An 18,752-nucleotide genomic window follows, 5' to 3' on the forward strand; every position below is an offset into this window, starting at 1 on the left:
GAACATCTTGCCCATCTCCATGTACTCAAACTTCTTCTTGCCGCCTTTCTTTGGAACATTTCCTTTAAGTATACCATGATTGGCATGGAAAAGCCTCCTTGGCAGGAGGCTCGTAACATCGCTTATTTATTTACAAGTTTCACCATCAGGCGAGCCATCGTTTTGCGTTCCGACTCGTCGGCGACATCCCACAGATCTTTCAAAATACGTTCTTCATTGTTCTCCGGATCGACCTTGTCAGACAGAAATTCGCCGATTTGGAATGCAAGCTTGCTGATCGTATCTTCGCTCATTCCCGACTTCTGAGCTTGTTCTACCCGATCGCCCAAAAATTCTTTCCAACGATCGAACACCTTCAATGCTGTTGCCATTGTTGTCAGCCTCCCTTTAGATGAAGTATCACTACGAATACTAATGTTCGCAAAAAGGAGGCGAAATATGCAGTTCGCTAAGTCAGCCAGCCGCCGTTGGGACTTATGATTTGCCCGGTAATATAGCCGGATTCTGGCAGCGCCAAGAAATAGACCAGCGAAGCGATCTCATCCGGCTGGGCGAATCGTCCTGCGGGAATTTCGTTTTCCAGCGCGGCTTTCTCTTCGGAATCAAATCCGGCCATCATCATCGTGTCCACCGCTCCCGGAGCGACGGCATTGACGGTAACGCCCGATGGCGCCAGTTCTTTGGCCAACGCTTTGGTGAATGCGTTCATACCGCCTTTGGCCGTAGAGTATACGACTTCGCAGGAAGCGCCGGATATGCCCCAGATCGAGGAGACGTTGATAATTCGGCCGTATTTGCGGTTGATCATCGGCTGCATAAACTGCTGCGTAGTCAAAAAAGTGCCCTTTAAATTGACGCCCATCACATCGTCCCACATTTCTTCGGTCACATCGGACAATAGCCCGTAATGGGAGATACCGGCGTTGTTGACCAAAATATCCGGTATCATATTGTGATGATCCAGCTTTTCGTACAATCTTGCAATTTGTTCTCTGCTGCGCAAATCGGCTGCAGCCGTCAGCACCTTGGCGCCGTGCTTCATACAGCTGCGTGCCGTTTCGTTAGCCCCCTCGTGGGATTGCAAATAATGAATGATCACATTCATTCCCACCGTGGAGAACCGCTGCGCAATCGCCGCGCCGATGCCTCTGCTTGCCCCGGTGATCAGCACCGTCTGCTCGGTAAACGGCTTATGGCTCACGCCTGGATTCAAACCTTCTCGCTTCTTACGATGGAAGCCGCCAACTGATTCCAATCAAAATGCTGACGAAGCCGTTCATTCACGTCTTCTATAGTCATCTGCTCATACACCGGCAAAATATCGAACAGCTCGATTCCTTTAAAGCGGTACTTCGTAAATTCATTGGCAATCGCTTCAGGCGAGTTGAGCTGTCTCATAAAGCCGCCGATTTTCTTTTTGCGGCTTCTCTCGAAGTCCGCGGCTTGCACACCGTCCCGCTTCACTTGATCGATCTCTTCTTTAATGCGCGCGATCAGCTTCTCGGGGTCTTTCGTATCGCCGCCGATGACGGAGAAAGCATAGTTTTCGGCGATGTTATATTCGCTTCCGAAATTGTCCGAAATCAATTGTTCGTCATACAGCTTCTGATATATGCTCGAGCTGGGGCTAAGCAATATATCGAGCAGCACCTTCATCGAAAGCTCCCGCTTGAGCAGCTCCTTGCCCGCCGCTTTCTGTTCCGGCTCCTTGCAGCCGAACAAGCATTTGGGAAGCGATACCGGCAGGATCGTAACCTTCTCCTTCTGCTTGACGCCGGTAGGCTCCTGGTCGAAATAACGGGCGATTTTACCCTGCGGCTCATAAGCTTTGCCTGCCTGGTTTTCTCTCACCAGCTCGATAATTTCCTCCGGCTTCACTCCACCGACGACGAAGAGGCTCATATTGCTCGGATGGTAAAACGTATGGTAGCAGTCGTACAGGAGCTCCTTCGTGATGTGAGAGATCGATTCGACCGTTCCCGCTATATCGATATGCACGGGATGCGTATGGTACATCGTTTCAATCAGACCGAAGTAGGACCGCCAGTCCGCGTTATCCTGGTACATTTTGATTTCCTGCCCGATTATTCCTTTTTCCTTCTCCACATTTTCATCCGTGAAATAAGGATTTTGCACGAAATTGAGCAGCGTCTTCAAATTATCGTGAATATGCTCGGTCGCCGAGAATAAATAGGTTGTGCGGTCAAAGCTGGTGAAGGCGTTGGCCGAGGCGCCTTGCGAAGCGAATACGGCGAAGATGTCGCCCGTAGGCTCCTCGAACATTTTATGCTCCAGGAAATGAGCGATGCCGTCGGGAACCCGCTTCTCTTCCCCGCCCTCCACTTGAAAATGATTGTCGATGGAACCGTACTTGGTGGAGAAGGTCGCATACGTTTTCTGGAAGCCTTCTTTCGGCAAAATAAAAACGGACAGACCGTTCGGCAGCTGCTCGACATATAAGGTTTCTTTTACATGAGGATACGGAATAGCCTTCATCTGCTCATTCTCCTCCCTTCCGGTCGCGTAAGAAGTAGATCGTGTCGAGCTTCACCTGATTGGCGACTTCTTGAATGCGCGCTTTATCGACGGCAAGCACATCATCGATTAACGACGGCACGGTGCGCTCCACTCCGGACAAAATATTGTTGAAATCGAAGGCGATCAGCTCAAAGGCGGAATCCTGCAGCTCGCGCAAATGTCCGGTGATCATCGCTTTCGTTTGCTGCAGCTCGACATCGCTGATGTCGCCGTTATTCATCGCCTCCAGCTGCTTTTTAATAATGGCGACGGCTTTCTCGTAATTGTCCAGCTCGATGCCCGATTGGATCGTCAATATTCCCTTATGCCCGTCGAGACGCGACGATGCGTAATAAGCCAAGCTCGCTTTTTCCCGCACGTTGGTAAACAGCTTCGAATGCGGGTAACCTCCCAGAATGCCGTTATACATCAGGACGGTCGGATATGTAGAATCCGCATAAGTCGTATAGACGCGCAGCCCCATATTCAGCTTGCCTTGATTGACATCCAGGCGCTCGATGACTTCGCGGACCTCGGAGACGCTGCGATGCTCCGGTTTTTTGGCGTAGCTGCCGGCATCCGCTCTGCTCACGTCGAAGCTGCGTTCGACTATCGGCATCACTTCCGCCAGCGAAGTTTGGCCGACGACATAAATATCGATGACGGCCGATTGCAGCCATTCCTGATAACGCGAATATAAAAACTCGGGAGTAATCTCCTGCAGCCGATCGATTTTGCCGAGCGGATGAAGCCGGTACGGCTCATCGCTGCACATTTCTTCAATGCATCGCTCAGCCGCGTATCGGATTTTATCGTTAATGATGGATTCAATTCGTTTTTGCAGGGTAATCTTCTCGGAATCCACATACTTGCTCACAAATTTGCCGTTATCGAGCGCAGGCTTCGTGATAGCCTCTCCGACGAACTCGATCCCCTTCTGCAGCAAAGACTCGGTGCTGTTAACGAACTGATCGTGAATAAGATCCATACGGAACTGGACCATTTGGTAGTCGCCCCGCTTGTAAATATCGAATCCGAAGCCGGCCCCGTACAAATCATCTAGACGCTCGCGGAACTGCTTGGTCTCCGGATATTTCTGCGTACCGCGGCGAAGCACGAAAGGGGTAAAAGCCGTCGGCGTTACCTTCTCCTCCTCCAAGGGGGTACCAATGTACACCGATACGGCATACGTCTTAAACTGCTGCGTGGGCAGCACATGCACACGAATATTACGGATCGTGCCACGCTCAAATTGAATGTTTTTCAACGGGACATAACTCCTTTCGTCGTGTTTATTCCATTATATTCCTTCAGAAACAGAAGAAGCAACCGCTAAGGGTCACTTCTCGTCTTTCTCACTTGCAAAAAATATGTTTGCCAATTTGCTTCACCTGCGGGCGGGTCCAAATCCATTTGGACGTAGCCGTCTCCGGGTTAAAATAGTACAAGCAGCCCCCGGTAGGATCGGTCCCGTTTAAAGCGTCCTGAACGGCCCGTTTGGCCGTATCGTTCGGCGTCAGCCAAATTTGCCCGTCCGCCACCGCGGTAAATGCGCCCGGTTGGAAAATGACCCCCGATACGGTATTCGGAAAGCTCGGGGAATGCACGCGGTTTAAAATAACCGCCGCTACCGCCACTTGACCGATGTAAGGCTCCCCGCGGGATTCTCCGTAAACGGCGTTGGCCATCATGTCCAAATCCTGCTGCGACAATCCGAGGTGGTTCGACGAAGTCATATTTGCCGGCGGACTGCCTGCTTGTTCTCCTCCACCCGTTTGCCCCGCTCCCGCGTTTCCTGTGGTCGGCGGCAGCTCGTTGGCCGCAGGCTTATAATCCTTGGTCGCCTCCCACAGCTTCAGCTTGGTCTTGGAGCCGGCGATCCCGTCTACATTCAAGCCGAATTCGGATTGAAACCATTTCAAGGAACGCAGGGTATTATAACCGAAATCTCCGTCGACGCTCCCGTAATAAAAGCCAAGGTATTTCAATCTCCCCTGGAGCTCATAGACATCTTTGCCCGCTGCGCCGTAGGCGATATCATTCTTGCTGAACGTTTGCTGGGCATCGAACCGGTGCTTAACCTGATAGCCGGCAAACAAGACAAAAACCAAACAGAATGTAATGACAATCAGACGTTTATTCATGTAGTTGTACTCACCTTTCCCACATTCATATTGGCAACCTTTTTAAGGTTATTATGAGAAAGGAAGTAAGCTTCTATTCAGACAAAACAGGAAAGTACTGGAGAGCCGTATGGGGAGAAGCCGCGAATTTGGATAGAAAGAAGTCCTAAGGAACAAATCCCCCAAAAGCCATCCATGCCGCCGACGCGGCACCACAGACAATGGAAATGGGGTACCAAGAGTAATTTCCAGGGTAGTGACGTGATGCTCTGAAGCTTATTCCGTCCGCATCCAGCTTCAGCTGGATCGGCGTCTAACCATTCCTCTGGGATCGTTCTATGGGTAGACTTTCCTTTCGGGGGAGAACCCGGATATCCATAGGATATTGCTGCGCATCATTTCCTAAACAATAATAAAGCACGCCGATTCATCCGATCGGCATGCTTTGTTATACCTAGCCGCATTACGAAGACATTCGGCCTTGATACTGCTCCAGCGACACGAGCACTTCGCGCGGCTTGCTTCCCTCGTAAGGCCCTACGATGCCCTTGGCTTCCATCGAATCGATAAGACGCGCGGCTCTCGTATAGCCTACGCGCATGCGGCGCTGAAGCAGAGACACCGATGCCTGCTTCGCCTCGAGAATAATTTGTACCGCCTGATCGTACAATTCGTCCTCAACCTGCTCCGGAGCATCGCTCTGCTCCTCGATCTGCGGAACCATATCCTCGACATAGTTGGCCTGCCCCTGCGTTCTGACGAAGTTAACGACCGCCTCGACTTCGCTGTCGGACAGGAAAGCTCCCTGAACGCGAACCGGCTTCGATGCGCCCATCGGCAAGTACAGCATATCGCCGCGGCCAAGCAGCTTCTCCGCGCCGACCATATCGAGAATGGTCCGCGAATCGACTTGCGAAGATACGCCGAAAGCGATACGCGAAGGAATGTTCGCCTTGATGACGCCGGTAATGACGTCGACCGAAGGTCTTTGCGTAGCGATGATCAAGTGGATTCCGGCAGCCCGCGCCATCTGCGCCAGACGGCAAATCGCGTCCTCGACGTCGCCTGCGGCCACCATCATCAAGTCGGCGAGCTCGTCCACGATGACGACGATATACGGCAGCGGAGCCCCCGATTGCGTCTCCAGCAGCATCGTATTGTAGCCTTCCATGTTACGCGTCCCGCTCTTCGAGAACAGCTCGTAACGCTTCTCCATCTCGACGACGACTTTCTTCAGAGCCAACGACGCGCGGCGCGGATCGGTGACGACCGGGGCCAGCAAATGCGGGATGCCGTTATATACGTTAAGCTCGACCATCTTCGGGTCGATCATCAGAAATTTTACTTCATCCGGCTTCGCCTTATACAGAATGCTCGTAATAATGCCGTTGATACACACGGATTTACCGGAACCGGTCGCACCTGCGACCAGCATATGCGGCATCCGGGCCAAATTGCCGACGATAGGCTGGCCGGATATATCGCGGCCCAATGTGATCGACAGCTTGGAGCTGGCTTCCTGAAACGCGCCGCTCTCCATGACCTCGCGCATCGTTACGATCGATACCTCGGTGTTCGGAACCTCGATCCCGATTGCAGATTTACCCGGAATCGGCGCTTCCATACGAATATCCTTCGCGGCAAGCGCCAACGCGATATCGTCGGTCAAGCTGACGATCCGGCTGACCTTCACGCCGACGTCCGGCTGAATTTCGTAACGTGTGACCGACGGGCCGCGGACAACCTCAAGCACTTTGGCTCGCACCCCGAAGCTTTCGAGCGTAGCCTCCAATTTACGCGCCACCGCCTTGTAATCGAGCGTTTCTCCTCCTTTGCCTACGTTTGGCTTCGCCAGCAGCTGGAAGGAAGGCAGCTCGTAAGGAGCAGCCAGCGGCTTGTTGTTAATGTCGAAATCCTCGGGCGCCCCGCCTTCACCTTCTTGCTCTTTGCCGGTTTGGGCTTGCGCTTGAGCCGCCGAAGCGGGAGCAGAAACCGCTTGAGGCTTGTGGGCAGGCTGGACGGTTTCCTGCTGCACATGCTCTTGGAAATCGCGGATCACCGGAATGAGCGGCTCCTGATCCTGATCGTACGGCGCTTCGTCCTCGTCCCATTCGGCTACGGCCTTGCCTGCCGTCGCGGGACCGGCCGGGAAAGCATCGTCCCCGCCGCCGTCTGCTTCCTTCTCATCCGTCCCCTGCTGCTTGGGCTGGATCAAATCCATAAACAACGAACGTTTCTTGCCGGCCTTCTTGCCTTTACGCTCCGGCTTTAAGGTTTCTTCGTCGAACTCGTTATCGTCCGGCACAAAAGGAATAACCACGGCTTTCTTCTTCGCCGGAACGGCCGCTGCCTTCCGTTTGCGTTCCGCCAGCTTCCGCTTGATGTACTGGCCAAGCAGCGTATCGGCAAATTTGTGGCCGCCCTTGATCTTCAGCAGCAAATCGCCGATCGATATCCGCGTAACGAGCAGTATCCCTATCATAAACATCGTATATTGAATCAGCTTCGCTCCCAGATTGGCGAACAGAAAGAATAAGATGCTGTAGAGCGACGCGCCGATCATTCCGCCGCCGGCTTCGACCTCTAGCACCACTCGGCCTTTGTCCGACGCTTGCAGCCCGTCCATCATGCTTTTCCATGTTTGCGACCATATCATCCCTGCAGTAAACTTGCCGTTCGGATACAGCTTGTCGAACAGCGAGATATGGTTCATCAGGATCAGAGCCAATAAAATCAGCAGCACTCCCGATTTGCGTGTCGTCCGCCACACAGGCCATTCTCTTTTGACCATAACATACAATCCTATGTAGATGAAAACAAGCGGTATCGTAAAATCCATCGACCCGATGGTAAACCGGAACAAATACATGAAGGCTCGCGCTACAGGCCCTTCTAGCGATAGCGCAATGATGGACAGCGTCAAGATGACGATGCCGTACAATTCATATTTCAAGTTCGTTTTAATGGCCTTGCTTTTCTTTTTTGGCCTCGCCAACGCGGCTCACCTCCAAGTACAGATTATACCATACTTTGGATGGAAGCTTAACTGCTTGGCAAAAATCAGACCAGAGAACTAAATGGTCGGATGAAATTCGATAATTCGACCCGGTGCATACTCCGGATGCATGTAATCCTGAGGATTGCAGCTAATAATCCGGACGATTGCGGCCTGATTCGCATTCATCGGCTGCACCTGCATCGTAATCCCGTTCATGACAATCTCCATATGGTTGGCTTCCAGCTTGTCGATTCCTTCCATGACGACATCGAGCGGCATAACGGTGTAATGGATCATTGAACCATCCCTCCGGCTTGCGAGTGGCGTCTGTCTTCAATTCTCCGGTTCAATTCGCCGATGGCGTCGCCCAAGCCGCCTATTTGATTGATTAGGCCGTATTTCACGGCATCGGCCCCAATAACCGTCGTCCCGATATCGCGCGTCAGCTCTCCCGTCTTGAACATCAATTCCTTCAGCTTTTCTTCGGTGACCCTGGAGTGTCCCGTAATAAAGCGAATGACCCGCTCCTGCATTTTATCCAAATATTCGAACGTTTGCGGTACTCCAATAACCAGTCCGTTCAATCGGATCGGATGAATGGTCATCGTCGCCGTCTCGGCAATAATCGAGTAATTGGCGGATACGGCGATCGGTACGCCGATGGAGTGGCCTCCCCCGAGCACAAGCGTTACCGTCGGTTTCGATAAAGTCGCGATCATCTCGGCAATGGCCAGCCCCGCTTCGACATCGCCTCCGACCGTGTTGAGGATGATAAGGACGCCTTCGATTTTCGAATTTTGTTCGGCTGCGACCAGCTGAGGAATCAAATGTTCGTATTTGGTCGTTTTATTTTGCGGCGGCAGCACCAAATGCCCTTCCACCTGTCCGATAATCGTCATGCAGAAAATATTCGATTCGTTCGTCGGGGTCGCTGTCTGCCCTAACTGCTGAATCGCGTCGACGGTCGGATTCTTTCTGGATTCGTCTGTCATAGGCTGTGCCGGCGGTTGCGGCTGAGTCTCTTGCTGCTTCGAATTGGTCATAAAGGAAGTCCCCCTAACTATCGTTTCATCATCCCCCATAGTATGGATTGGCTGTGCGAAAATATGCAGCGTCCGTTCGTGCCGCTATGCCAGGTAGAAACGTTTGGCGGAAAAAGAAAAAGATCGCCCGAGGGACAAGTCCCCGTTCGATCTTCGGTTGGATTAAGCAAACACCTATATGGATAAAAGGTCACAAGCTGCTGACTGGTGGTTTTGGATCAAACTTCCATAATGATTGGAAGGATCATAGGTCTTCTTCTGGTTTGTTCATATAAAAATCGTCCTAGTGCATCTTTTACATGGGTTTTCAACGATGCCCATTCGTTCACATTTTCGTTCATCAAACGATTCAGTGTGCTTGTTACGATCCGGTTTGCTTCATCCAGCAAGCCTTCCGATTCTCTAACGTATACGAAACCTCTGGATATAATATCAGGCCCGGATAATATAGCACCGTCTTGTTTGCTTAGCGTAACGACAACGACCAGGATGCCGTCCTGTGAAAGAAGCTTACGGTCGCGAAGCACGATATTGCCAACGTCGCCCACTCCCAGACCGTCGATCAGAATGTTGCCGGAAGGAACTTTCGACCCTTTGCGGGCAACTCCGTCCTGAACTTCCACCGTTTCGCCGTTGTCCACGATGAAGATATCTTCCTTCGGAATACCTACGGATTCCGCCAACAACCCGTGCTGACGCAGCATCCGGTATTCGCCGTGAATCGGAATGAAATATTTCGGCTTCATGATGTTAAGCATCAGCTTCAGCTCTTCCTGACTGCCGTGCCCGGATACGTGAACTCCCGTAACGGAACCAGGACCGTAAATAACGTGAGCGCCGATGCGCATCAATTCATCTACGGTTCTTCCCACGTAGCGCTCATTGCCCGGAATTGGAGTCGCCGCGATGATCACGGTATCCCCAGGCAAAATATCCACCTTGCGATGGGTCGATCTGGCCATCCGCGTAAGAGCCGACATCGGCTCTCCTTGGCTTCCCGTCGACAAAATGGCTACACGGTCCGCCGCCAGCTTGTTCACTTCCTCCGGCTCGATCAGCATTCCGTCAGGAATATGCAAATAGCCCAATTCACTGGCAATCCCTACGACGTTGACCATACTGCGTCCGATCACCGTCAGCTTTCTCCGGGTAGCTACGCAAGCGTCCACAACCTGTTGAATCCGATGAATGTTCGAAGCGAATGTAGCGATGATAACCCGCTGCTTCGCCCTGCGGAATACTTCCTCGATTTGAATGCCGACGCTTTTCTCCGAACCGGTATAACCCGGACGCTCGGCATTCGTGCTATCGGATAAAAGAGCCAACACTCCTTTTCTGCCGATAGCGGCCATACTATGCAGATCGGCATACTGTCCGTTTACAGGGGTCTGGTCGAACTTGAAGTCCCCCGTATGCACGACATTGCCTTCCGGAGTTTCTACGCAAACGCCTACAGAATCCGGAATACTATGATTCGTTTTAAAGAATGTCGCCGTCAAGGCACCCAGCTTAAGCTCGCTTTCGGAATTGATGAGAATCCGCTTCGTTTCACCGAGCAAATTCGCTTCTTTCAGCTTCGTTTCGATCAATCCCAAAGTCAGCTTGGTACCGTATACAGGAACATTCAAATGCTTGAGCACATAAGGCAATCCGCCGATGTGATCCTCATGTCCGTGCGTAATGATAATTCCTCTGACTTTATCCCGGTTCTCGGACAAATAAGTGATATCCGGGATTACGATGTCGATACCCAGCATGTCCTCTTCAGGGAACTTCAAACCGCAATCGATGACAACGATATCATTGGCATACTGCACCACATACATGTTTTTCCCGATTTCGCCCACGCCGCCCAGAGCGATAATCGAAAGCTTATCTATATTTTTCTTAGACAAAGCAATACCTCCTAATTTATATTGACGACGAATTTTCATAAGAACTCAAACCAAACCAAAACCGCACCAGTCACTTGCCACCATTATACATGAAGAAAAACCGCAATTTCAAGCTGCCCTTTTTACGAGCTATTGTTTCCTAAAAAAAGAAAACCGATGCTAAAAAACGCACCGATTTTCTAAGACACCTCATTCAAACAACGAAGTAATGAATCGTCCTTCTTCTTCGGTTACATTTATTAACGGTAAACGAACTCCCCCCACTTCGACTCCCCTGCCGTTCAAAGCGAATTTGACCGGTGCCGGGTTCGGCACGCGATGCGGGCATTCGAACAAGCCTTTAAATATGGGATGAAGTTTGGCATGGATTTGCGTCGCTTCGCGAACGTTTCCCTGCAAATAACAGTTTATCATATTCTTCATATCTTTTCCAATCACATGACTCGCTACGCTAATAACCCCATGCGCGCCGACGGATAACGCAGGCAGCGTCATGTTATCCTCCCCGCTGTACACAAGGAATCCGGGAGCTGCGTCTCTGACGACCCGGGTCAATTGATCGAGATCGGCGCAATCTTTGGTAGCCGCGATATTAGGAATCTGCGATAAACGGATCGTCGTATCGGCATTCAGATTGACGCCGGTGCGCCCGGGCACGTTATACAAAATGCACGGAATGTTGACCGCTTCGGCGATCGCTTTGTAATGCTGATACATTCCCTCCTGGGAAGGGCGATTATAGTAAGGGACCACCAGGAGCAGGGCATCGACGCCCAGCTTCTCGGCTTCCCGTGATAAATGAATGGAATGCGCGGTATCATTGCTGCCAGTACCTGCGATGATTTTGCAGCGGCCGCCTGCATGCTTGACTGCAAATTTGAACAGCTCCAGCTTCTCCTCCTCGGTAAGCGTCGGCGATTCTCCGGTTGTCCCGCAAACGACCAAACTGTCGCTAGCCTGCTCCTCAATCAAATAATCGATCAGTTTGGCAGTTTGATCCCAATCAATTTGCAAATTGGCATCAAAAGGCGTCACCATTGCAGTAATGAGTCTTCCGAAATCCACGACTAAATTCCTCCCACGTTTTCTGTTATCGATGCAGCTCGAATTTTTTGTGCAGCGCGCGGACCGCATGAGCCATATCGGCTCCTTGGACAAGGACCCAGATGGTCGCGTTGGAGTCCGCGGACTGCAGTATGCTTATATCTTCTTCCGTCAACGCTTCGACAATTTGCGCCATAATGCCCGGAACGCCGTTCATGCCGCCCCCGATGATGGACACCTTGGCGCAATTGGAAGTATGCTGCGGTTTATATCCCAATTCCGTCAATATGCGGACGGCCCTCTCCGCTTCATGGTCGAACACGGTGTAAACCACGCCCGACGGATTCACGTTGATAAAATCCACGCTGATATGGTGGACGGCCATCGCTTTAAATACGCTCAGCTGCAGGTCGTAAACGCCTTCACCTGCCGCTACCTGGATTTGCGTGATGTTCGCAAAGTTGGCGATTCCTGTAACAAAACGGTCCTGAACCGCGTCTTTCTTTTGTACGATCGCATCCGAGTGAGTCACCAGAGTGCCCGGATCTTTACTGAAGGTGGAGCGGACCCGGATCGGGATATTGGCGTGCATCGCCACCTCCACCGCACGGGGGTGAATCACCTTGGCTCCGTGATGAGCCATATTGCATATTTCCGAATAGGAGACGACAGGCAGCCGTCTCGCATCCTCGACGATCCGCGGATCGGCCGTTAAAATGCCCTCGACATCGGTAAAAATGTCGACGATTTCCGCTTTCAGCGCGGCTCCCAGAGCCGTAGCCGTCGTATCGCTGCCGCCGCGGCCAAGCGTAGTAAAATCATGCTGCTTCGTTTGGCCCTGGAAACCGGCGACGATAACGACCTGATCGCGTTTCAGAAGCTCCAAAATGCGCTGAGGCTGTATGGAAACGATTTGCGCGTTGCCGAAATCGTCGTTCGTCGTAATCCCCGCCTGAGCCCCTGTCAAAGCCGTAGCCGGGATTCCGCCGGCATGCAGCAGACTGCATAAAGTGGCGGCCGAAATCAGCTCGCCGCAGCACAGCAGCATGTCTCTTTCTCTTGCCGGCAATCGATTGCCGTTTTGGCTTATGAAATCCAATAACGTATCCGTTGCGTAGGGCTCGCCTTTTCTTCCCATAGCCGATACGACGATAACGAGTTTGTAGTCTTGTGCCAATGCATCCTGAATGTGTTCGACGACGAGTGCTCTAGCTTCGACGCTGGAAAGGGACGTGCCTCCGAATTTCTGAACCAGAATGTTCATGAGGTCCCTCCTGTCAATGTCGGAAGACAAGCTTTGCTTCGCGGGTCGCCCGGACCCGGTTATCGAAGAAGCCGCTTCGTAAGCATCCTTATATGCAGAACAACAGCTAGGCCTCCTTGCGGAAGCCTGCAATGTACAATTATTGCTCGATAGCGATATATTCCGCGATTTGCACCGCATTCCAGGCTGCGCCCTTCAGCAGATTGTCGGATACGATCCACAGGTTTAGCGCGCGGGGATTGCTCAAATCGCGGCGAATGCGGCCGACGAATGTTTCGAGTTTACCCGCTGCGTCCGTTGCAAGCGGATATTGCTGCTCCGACGGATTATCCTGCAAAACGATACCAGGCGCGTCCGCAAGCAGCCGCTTCACTTCTTCCACGTCAAAATCCTGATTCAACTCGACATAGACCGACTCGGAATGACCGTATACGACCGGAATGCGCACGCAAGTTGCGGTCACTTCCAGCGATTCGTCTCCCAGAATCTTTTTCGTCTCGTTAATCATTTTCATCTCTTCGTAGGTAAAGCCGTTATCCGTAAATTTATCGATTTGCGGAATGGCGTTAAAAGCGATCTGATGCTTCACGGGCAAAGCTCCGACCGGCAAAATTTGCGGTTCTGCCGGACGGCCCCCCAGCACTTCCTTCGATTGGCGCAGCATTTCATCAATCGCACGTGCTCCGGCGCCGGATACCGCCTGATAGGTGGAGACGATGATACGGGAAATGCCGTAACGGTCATACAGCGGCTTCAAGGCGGCAACCATCTGGATCGTCGAGCAGTTCGGATTGGCGATAACGCCTTTATGTTCGTTGATTTTGTCGATGTTCACTTCCGGCACGACAAGCGGAGTTTCCGGGTCCATCCGGAAGGCGCTGGTATTATCGATACACACGGCGCCATGCTCCACGGCATGGGGAATCAGCTCCGCGCTTACGCTGCCGCCTGCGCTGAACAAAGCGATATCGATACCTTTGAAGCTATCGGGAGCGGCTTCTTCAACGGTAATGTCGCGACTTTTGAACTTAATCTTCGTTCCTGCGGAACGCGCGGACGATAACAGCTTCAACTCTTGAATAGGGAAATTACGTTCATCCAGCAAGCGTATAATTTGCTCTCCTACTGCACCTGTTGCGCCTACTACTGCAATGTTGAATAATTTCTGATTCGACATCTTGATTGTCTCTCCCTAAACAAAATCATTATTAGTAATTGAATCGTTCGATCACCATCGGCTGAAGCTGCTTGCCCTCAAGTGCGGCTTCGCACGTTTCCATAATAAGATCCATACGCGCAACGAGAGAATTCGGCTTGGCCGCAGGCGCATCTTGCCCGAACGGAACAAAGTAAATGTTTTTGGTAATCAACAATTTGCCGATATTCATTGCATTCAGTCCAAGACCGTCATTCGTAGATATGGCCAATACCAACGGCTTCTGATTTCTCATTTGCGCCTTGGCCGCCATCAAGACCGGGCTTTCAGTCATGGCGTTAGCAAGCTTGCTCGTCGTATTCCCCGTACAAGGAGCGATGACAAGCACATCCAGCAGCTTGGAAGGTCCAAGCGGCTCCGCATCTACAATGGAAGCAATGATATCGTTCCCGGTAATCTCCTTCAACTGCTGCTGCCAATTTTCGGATGTACCGAAACGGGTATCCGTTGTAAGTATCGTATACGAAACAATCGGAACCACACGGGCTCCGGCGTCGACAAACCGCTGAATCTGCGGCATAACCTCAGCAAAAGTGCAATGGGATCCCGTAAGCGCAAAACCTACCGTCGTTCCTTGCCAATTCATTCCTTATTCCTCCTCTGTCCTGCATCCTCAAGGATAATGCGGCTCAGGGTGTCGGCAATGATGCGACCGGCTGTTTTCGGCGCAACAATTCCAGGGAGTCCCGGCGCGAGCAAAGCCTTGATCCCCCGCTTCTCGGCGAAACGGAAATCCGTCCCTCCCGGCTTCGAGGCCAAGTCGATGATCACTGCGCGATGTGGAATATTGGCAATAATCTGTGCTGTGACTATCATAGACGGAATTGTGTTAAAAAGCAAGTCAATATTCGCCACCTGAGCATACAAATCCTGCGTGTAAAAAGGGGTGAAGCCCATTTCCCAAGCTCTTGCATAGTACTCCGGCTTGTTGACGCCTACCTTGACTTTAGCGCCCAGGCCTTGCAGCGTTCTGGCCACGGTAATCCCCGTTCGGCCGAAGCCCAGCACCATGCTGGTTGAGCCGTGAATCGTAAAATCGGTATTTTGAATAGCCATCATAATGGCGCCCTCAGCAGTCGGTATCGAGTTGTAAATCGCCACATCGTCCCGGTCAAGCAATTCCACCAGCCGAATCGAATACTGGGAGCACAGTTTGCGCAAGTAAGCTTTAGCCATACCTGTGAATACCTGGGCATGCTTGGGAAGCGCCTTGATGTGTTCTTCCGTCAAGCGCAGCTCGGATGTGGAAAAAATACTTTCCACAATCCCGTGATCGTCTGTACCAACAACAGGCAAAATGATTGCATCCAACGCCTCAAGGGCTTCGGGGGTCAGTCCGGCTTTGCTGATGCCGCTGAATTGATTTTGCAAATTATCGAATCCGATCAAAGTAATCGAAGCATCCAGCTCGGAGCATTTATGAATAACTTCAAGCTGGCGAGCATCGCCACCGATGATAGCCACTTGAATTCCTGTAAGCATTCATTCTCACCTCTTTCTTTCTGTCGCTTTCGATAACTCATCTTATGCGGCCGCCTAAAAATGGGTTACAGCTCTCTCTTACGTTCCGGCCAGAACCTCATCCAACGGAACAAATCCCCCCAAAGTGACGTGATGCTCTGAAGCTTATTCCGTCCGCATCCAGCCTAAGCTGGATCGGCGTCTAACCATTCCTCTGGTATCGTTCTATGGGTAGACTTTACTTTCGGGAGAGCACCCGGATTTCCACAGGGCATTGCTGCGCATCATTTCCTAAACAATAAAAAAGCACCTTCCCGATAAAACAGGAAGATGCTTTGAAGCACGGTGATTGATGGACGGCCTGCTGTCGGCAAGGTTTCCACCCACTGCGGTCTTATTTCGTGCCGGTATGTCCGAAGCCGCCTGCTCCGCGCTCGGTATCCGATAATTCATCCACTTCCGTAAGCTCTACGGCAGGCACGATTTGGAACACCATTTGCGCGATTCGTTCGTTTCTCCGAATGACGAAAGGCTCTTGGCCGTGGTTAATGAGCAGAACCTTTACTTCGCCGCGGTAATCCGCATCGATCGTTCCCGGAGAATTCAGCGAAGTAATGCCGTGCTTCAGCGCAAGTCCGCTGCGGGGGCGGATTTGGGCCTCAAGCTCCGCAGGCATCGCCAGCGAAAAGCCGGTCGGAATCAGCGCGCGTTCTCCCGGATTCAAGGTGGCGGGCTCCTCTACCGCCGCATACAGGTCAAAGCCGCTTGCCATCTGAGACATTTTTTGCGGGAGCTGAATATCTTCGTTGCCGGGCAATCGTTTGATTTGTACGTTAAACAAGCTGATCCCTCCTGAAGCCGTCGATCACGTCGTCCTTTTGACCGACCATCGCCAGAGCGAACGGTACGGACATCATCTCGCGGGCGAGCCCTTGAATATCGCTAAGCTCCACTTGCTCGATTCGCTCGATAATCTCGTCCATGCTGTAATGTTTGCCGAGCATCAACTCGTTTTTTCCGAGCCGGTTCATGCGGCTGCTGGTGCTTTCCAGACTCAGGATCAGGCTGCCCTTCATTTGCTCTTTGCCTTTTTTCAGCTCGGCGGCCGTCAGCCCTTTGTCCTTGATTTCGCTCAGCAGCTCCATCGTCACCTTCAGCACGTCGGCCGTTTGCTTCGGAGCCGTCCCGGTGTATACCGTAAACATTCCGCTGTCCTGATACGATGTATGATAAGAATAGACGGAATAGGCCATGCCGCGCTTTTCCCTGATTTCCTGGAACAGCCGGGAGCTCATTCCGCCGCCGATCGCATTGTTCAGCAGAACCATGGCATACAAACGGTCGTCGTTCGCAGATAATCCGGGAAGCGATAAACAGATATGGTTTTGTTCCGACTTTTTGGAATGATATTTCAGATCGGAAGAGAATCCCGGAGCTTCTACGATTTGCTCCGCGCCGGTATTTTTAAATTCGCCGAAATGCTTTTCGATCAGCGTCATCAAGCTGTCATCCACGTTGCCGGCGATCGCAATGACGGTACGGTCGATTGAATATTGCTCCTTCATATACTCGCGCAGCGTATTCGAGTCCATAGCCGTCAAATTTTGTTCCGTTCCGATAATCGTATAGCCTAGCGGATGGTCGCTGAACGTCGCCTTCGCTATCAGATCATGGACCATATCGTCCGGCGTATCCTCATACATGGAGATTTCTTCGAAAATGACGTTTTTTTCCTTTTCCAGCTCGGAAGGGTCGAACGAAGAACGGAAAAACATATCGGCCAGAACTTCCACCGCTATGGGCAAATGCTCGTCAAGCACTTTGGCGTAATAGCAGGTGTATTCCTTCGATGTAAACGCATTGACGTTGCCGCCGATGCCGTCGAAAATTTCAGCGATATCTTTAGCCGAATATTTATCGGTTCCCTTGAACAGCATGTGCTCGATAAAATGGGAGATCCCGTTATTATGCAAATGTTCGTTGCGGGAACCGGTTTTAACCCAGATCCCGAAGGATACGGAGCGGCACGTAGGAATCGGTTCTACGATAACCCGCAAGCCATTGTTTAACACGTATTTATTCAATGAATGGAGCCTCCTCGGAAAATCTCGGTATGTACCTCTATGATATTACCATTATTGCTGGGTAGACTCAACTTCGGGAACCCGCTTCGGAGAAATAAGCTCGCTCACCGTCCCCAAATGAAGCCCCTTGCTTTTGATAACCTGTATCATTTGCTGCAGCGCTCGGCTGGAGGATGAGGTCGGATGCATTAAGATCAGCGAGCCCGGCTCGACTCTCGAAGAGATTTTGCGGACGATCGTTTGCGGGTCCGGCCGCTGCCAATCTACGGTATCCAATGTCCATAATATGGTTTTCAGCTTCAGTTCATGCGCGATCTGCACGGTCTGTTGATCAAAGTCGCCGGACGGCGGAGCGAACAGCGTGTTCTGAACCCCCAGCTCCTTCTCCAGCAGCTGCTGAGTCTTTGTAATTTCAGCCGTTGCCTGCGACCGCGAAAGCTCGCTCATATTTTTATGCGAATACGCGTGGTTGGACAGCTCATGGCCTTTGTCTTTAATTTTTTTCGCTTCGGCAATATTGTTTTTCAGCCAAGTCCCGTCAAAAAAAAAGGTGGCGCGGACCTTCTCCTTGGCGAGCACGTCCAGCATGCTATCCAAATATTCGTTCCCCCAAGCGACGTTAATCATTAACGAAACCATCGGCTTGTTCGGATTGCCCTTATAAATCGGCTGCGCTCCGAGCTGATCCAAGCCGATGGCGGGCGGCACTTCTTTCATCACAATTCTCGGCTTCTCCATATCGGGAAGCTGCTCGGACAAGGCAAGCGATTGCTCGACATCAACCTCCAGCCCGTTATAGCCCGGGATCGCTTTCCATACCCTATCCACCTGGGCATTGATGGGAGGGATTCTTCGCTTCTCCGCTTCCAGGGCAATCGCTTGCCTAAGCCTGTCTCTCCGGTCCTCAGTAAGCCGCTTCATTCCGTCCAGCACCGCCGAAGCCGACAGCTCCAAACCGCTTAATCCCGGCGCCGCGGCCTGATCGCCCCGATGCTTCGCATATTGAACGAACGTCTGCACACTATCCGATAGCTCTACCCCTATGAATACCGACGCAAAAAGACCGGACAACACTAACACCTGAACACGTCTCATTGGCCTGCTCCT

Annotated in this window: 17 protein-coding genes; all 17 read right to left on the minus strand. The window is 51.8% G+C overall.

What is annotated here, in order from left to right:
• Positions 1-122 precede the first annotated feature (122 nt).
• The gene (locus N0M98_RS16860) at positions 123-371 is read right to left on the minus strand and encodes a DUF3243 domain-containing protein (protein WP_249862868.1); all 249 of its coding nucleotides are present in this window, start codon (positions 369-371) and stop codon (positions 123-125) included.
• A 77-nt stretch (positions 372-448) separates the two neighbouring features.
• On the minus strand, positions 449-1,213 hold the full coding sequence (ymfI, locus tag N0M98_RS16865; RefSeq protein ID WP_249862867.1) for an elongation factor P 5-aminopentanone reductase: 765 nt from the start codon (positions 1,211-1,213) through the stop codon (positions 449-451).
• Positions 1,210-2,496, minus strand: coding sequence for an EF-P 5-aminopentanol modification-associated protein YfmH (gene yfmH, locus N0M98_RS16870; RefSeq protein WP_259618608.1), 1,287 nt, complete (start codon positions 2,494-2,496; stop codon positions 1,210-1,212). Before yfmH ends, ymfI begins: the two co-directional genes overlap by 4 nt.
• A 4-nt stretch (positions 2,497-2,500) precedes the next feature.
• Complete coding sequence (yfmF, locus tag N0M98_RS16875) at positions 2,501-3,784, minus strand: EF-P 5-aminopentanol modification-associated protein YfmF (RefSeq protein WP_259618609.1); 1,284 nt, start codon at positions 3,782-3,784, stop codon at positions 2,501-2,503.
• An 88-nt stretch (positions 3,785-3,872) separates the two neighbouring features.
• Positions 3,873-4,661, minus strand: a complete 789-nt coding sequence (gene sleB / locus N0M98_RS16880; RefSeq protein ID WP_249862864.1) for a spore cortex-lytic enzyme — start codon at positions 4,659-4,661, stop codon at positions 3,873-3,875.
• A 442-nt stretch (positions 4,662-5,103) separates the two neighbouring features.
• Positions 5,104-7,635, minus strand: a complete 2,532-nt coding sequence (locus tag N0M98_RS16885) for a DNA translocase FtsK (RefSeq protein ID WP_259618610.1) — start codon at positions 7,633-7,635, stop codon at positions 5,104-5,106.
• A 78-nt stretch (positions 7,636-7,713) separates the two neighbouring features.
• The gene (locus tag N0M98_RS16890) at positions 7,714-7,935 is read right to left on the minus strand and encodes a YlzJ-like family protein (RefSeq protein WP_249862862.1); all 222 of its coding nucleotides are present in this window, start codon (positions 7,933-7,935) and stop codon (positions 7,714-7,716) included.
• Entirely contained in the window at positions 7,932-8,681 is a 750-nt protein-coding gene (locus N0M98_RS16895) for a ClpP family protease (protein WP_283942797.1), read from the minus strand. The genes N0M98_RS16890 and N0M98_RS16895 overlap by 4 nt, the downstream gene beginning before the upstream one ends.
• Before the next feature lie 218 nt (positions 8,682-8,899).
• Complete coding sequence (locus N0M98_RS16900) at positions 8,900-10,576, minus strand: ribonuclease J (RefSeq protein WP_249862861.1); 1,677 nt, start codon at positions 10,574-10,576, stop codon at positions 8,900-8,902.
• A gap of 189 nt (positions 10,577-10,765) precedes the next feature.
• The gene (gene dapA / locus N0M98_RS16905; protein WP_259618611.1) at positions 10,766-11,641 is read right to left on the minus strand and encodes a 4-hydroxy-tetrahydrodipicolinate synthase; all 876 of its coding nucleotides are present in this window, start codon (positions 11,639-11,641) and stop codon (positions 10,766-10,768) included.
• Between the two features lie 25 nt (positions 11,642-11,666).
• Complete coding sequence (dapG, locus tag N0M98_RS16910; protein WP_259618612.1) at positions 11,667-12,884, minus strand: aspartate kinase; 1,218 nt, start codon at positions 12,882-12,884, stop codon at positions 11,667-11,669.
• 139 nt (positions 12,885-13,023) lie between these two features.
• A complete protein-coding gene (locus N0M98_RS16915) occupies positions 13,024-14,061 on the minus strand; it encodes an aspartate-semialdehyde dehydrogenase (protein ID WP_259618613.1) in 1,038 nt (345 codons plus the stop codon).
• 31 nt (positions 14,062-14,092) lie between these two features.
• Positions 14,093-14,686 carry a dipicolinate synthase subunit B gene (locus N0M98_RS16920; RefSeq protein WP_249862857.1) on the minus strand — a complete coding sequence of 198 codons (594 nt, stop codon included), beginning with the start codon at positions 14,684-14,686 and terminating at the stop codon, positions 14,093-14,095.
• Positions 14,683-15,582 (minus strand): dipicolinate synthase subunit DpsA, encoded by a 900-nt coding sequence (gene dpsA, locus N0M98_RS16925; RefSeq protein ID WP_249862856.1) that lies wholly within the window; start codon positions 15,580-15,582, stop codon positions 14,683-14,685. Before dpsA ends, N0M98_RS16920 begins: the two co-directional genes overlap by 4 nt.
• Before the next feature lie 373 nt (positions 15,583-15,955).
• A complete protein-coding gene (gene dut / locus N0M98_RS16930) occupies positions 15,956-16,402 on the minus strand; it encodes a dUTP diphosphatase (protein WP_259618614.1) in 447 nt (148 codons plus the stop codon).
• Positions 16,395-17,645, minus strand: a complete 1,251-nt coding sequence (locus tag N0M98_RS16935) for a M16 family metallopeptidase (protein ID WP_259618615.1) — start codon at positions 17,643-17,645, stop codon at positions 16,395-16,397. Before N0M98_RS16935 ends, dut begins: the two co-directional genes overlap by 8 nt.
• Before the next feature lie 51 nt (positions 17,646-17,696).
• Positions 17,697-18,740, minus strand: a complete 1,044-nt coding sequence (locus N0M98_RS16940) for a polysaccharide deacetylase family protein (RefSeq protein WP_259618616.1) — start codon at positions 18,738-18,740, stop codon at positions 17,697-17,699.
• Positions 18,741-18,752: the final 12 nt, after the last annotated feature.

Source organism: Paenibacillus doosanensis, assembly GCF_025060755.1.
Classification (GTDB): domain Bacteria; phylum Bacillota; class Bacilli; order Paenibacillales; family NBRC-103111; genus Paenibacillus_S; species Paenibacillus_S doosanensis.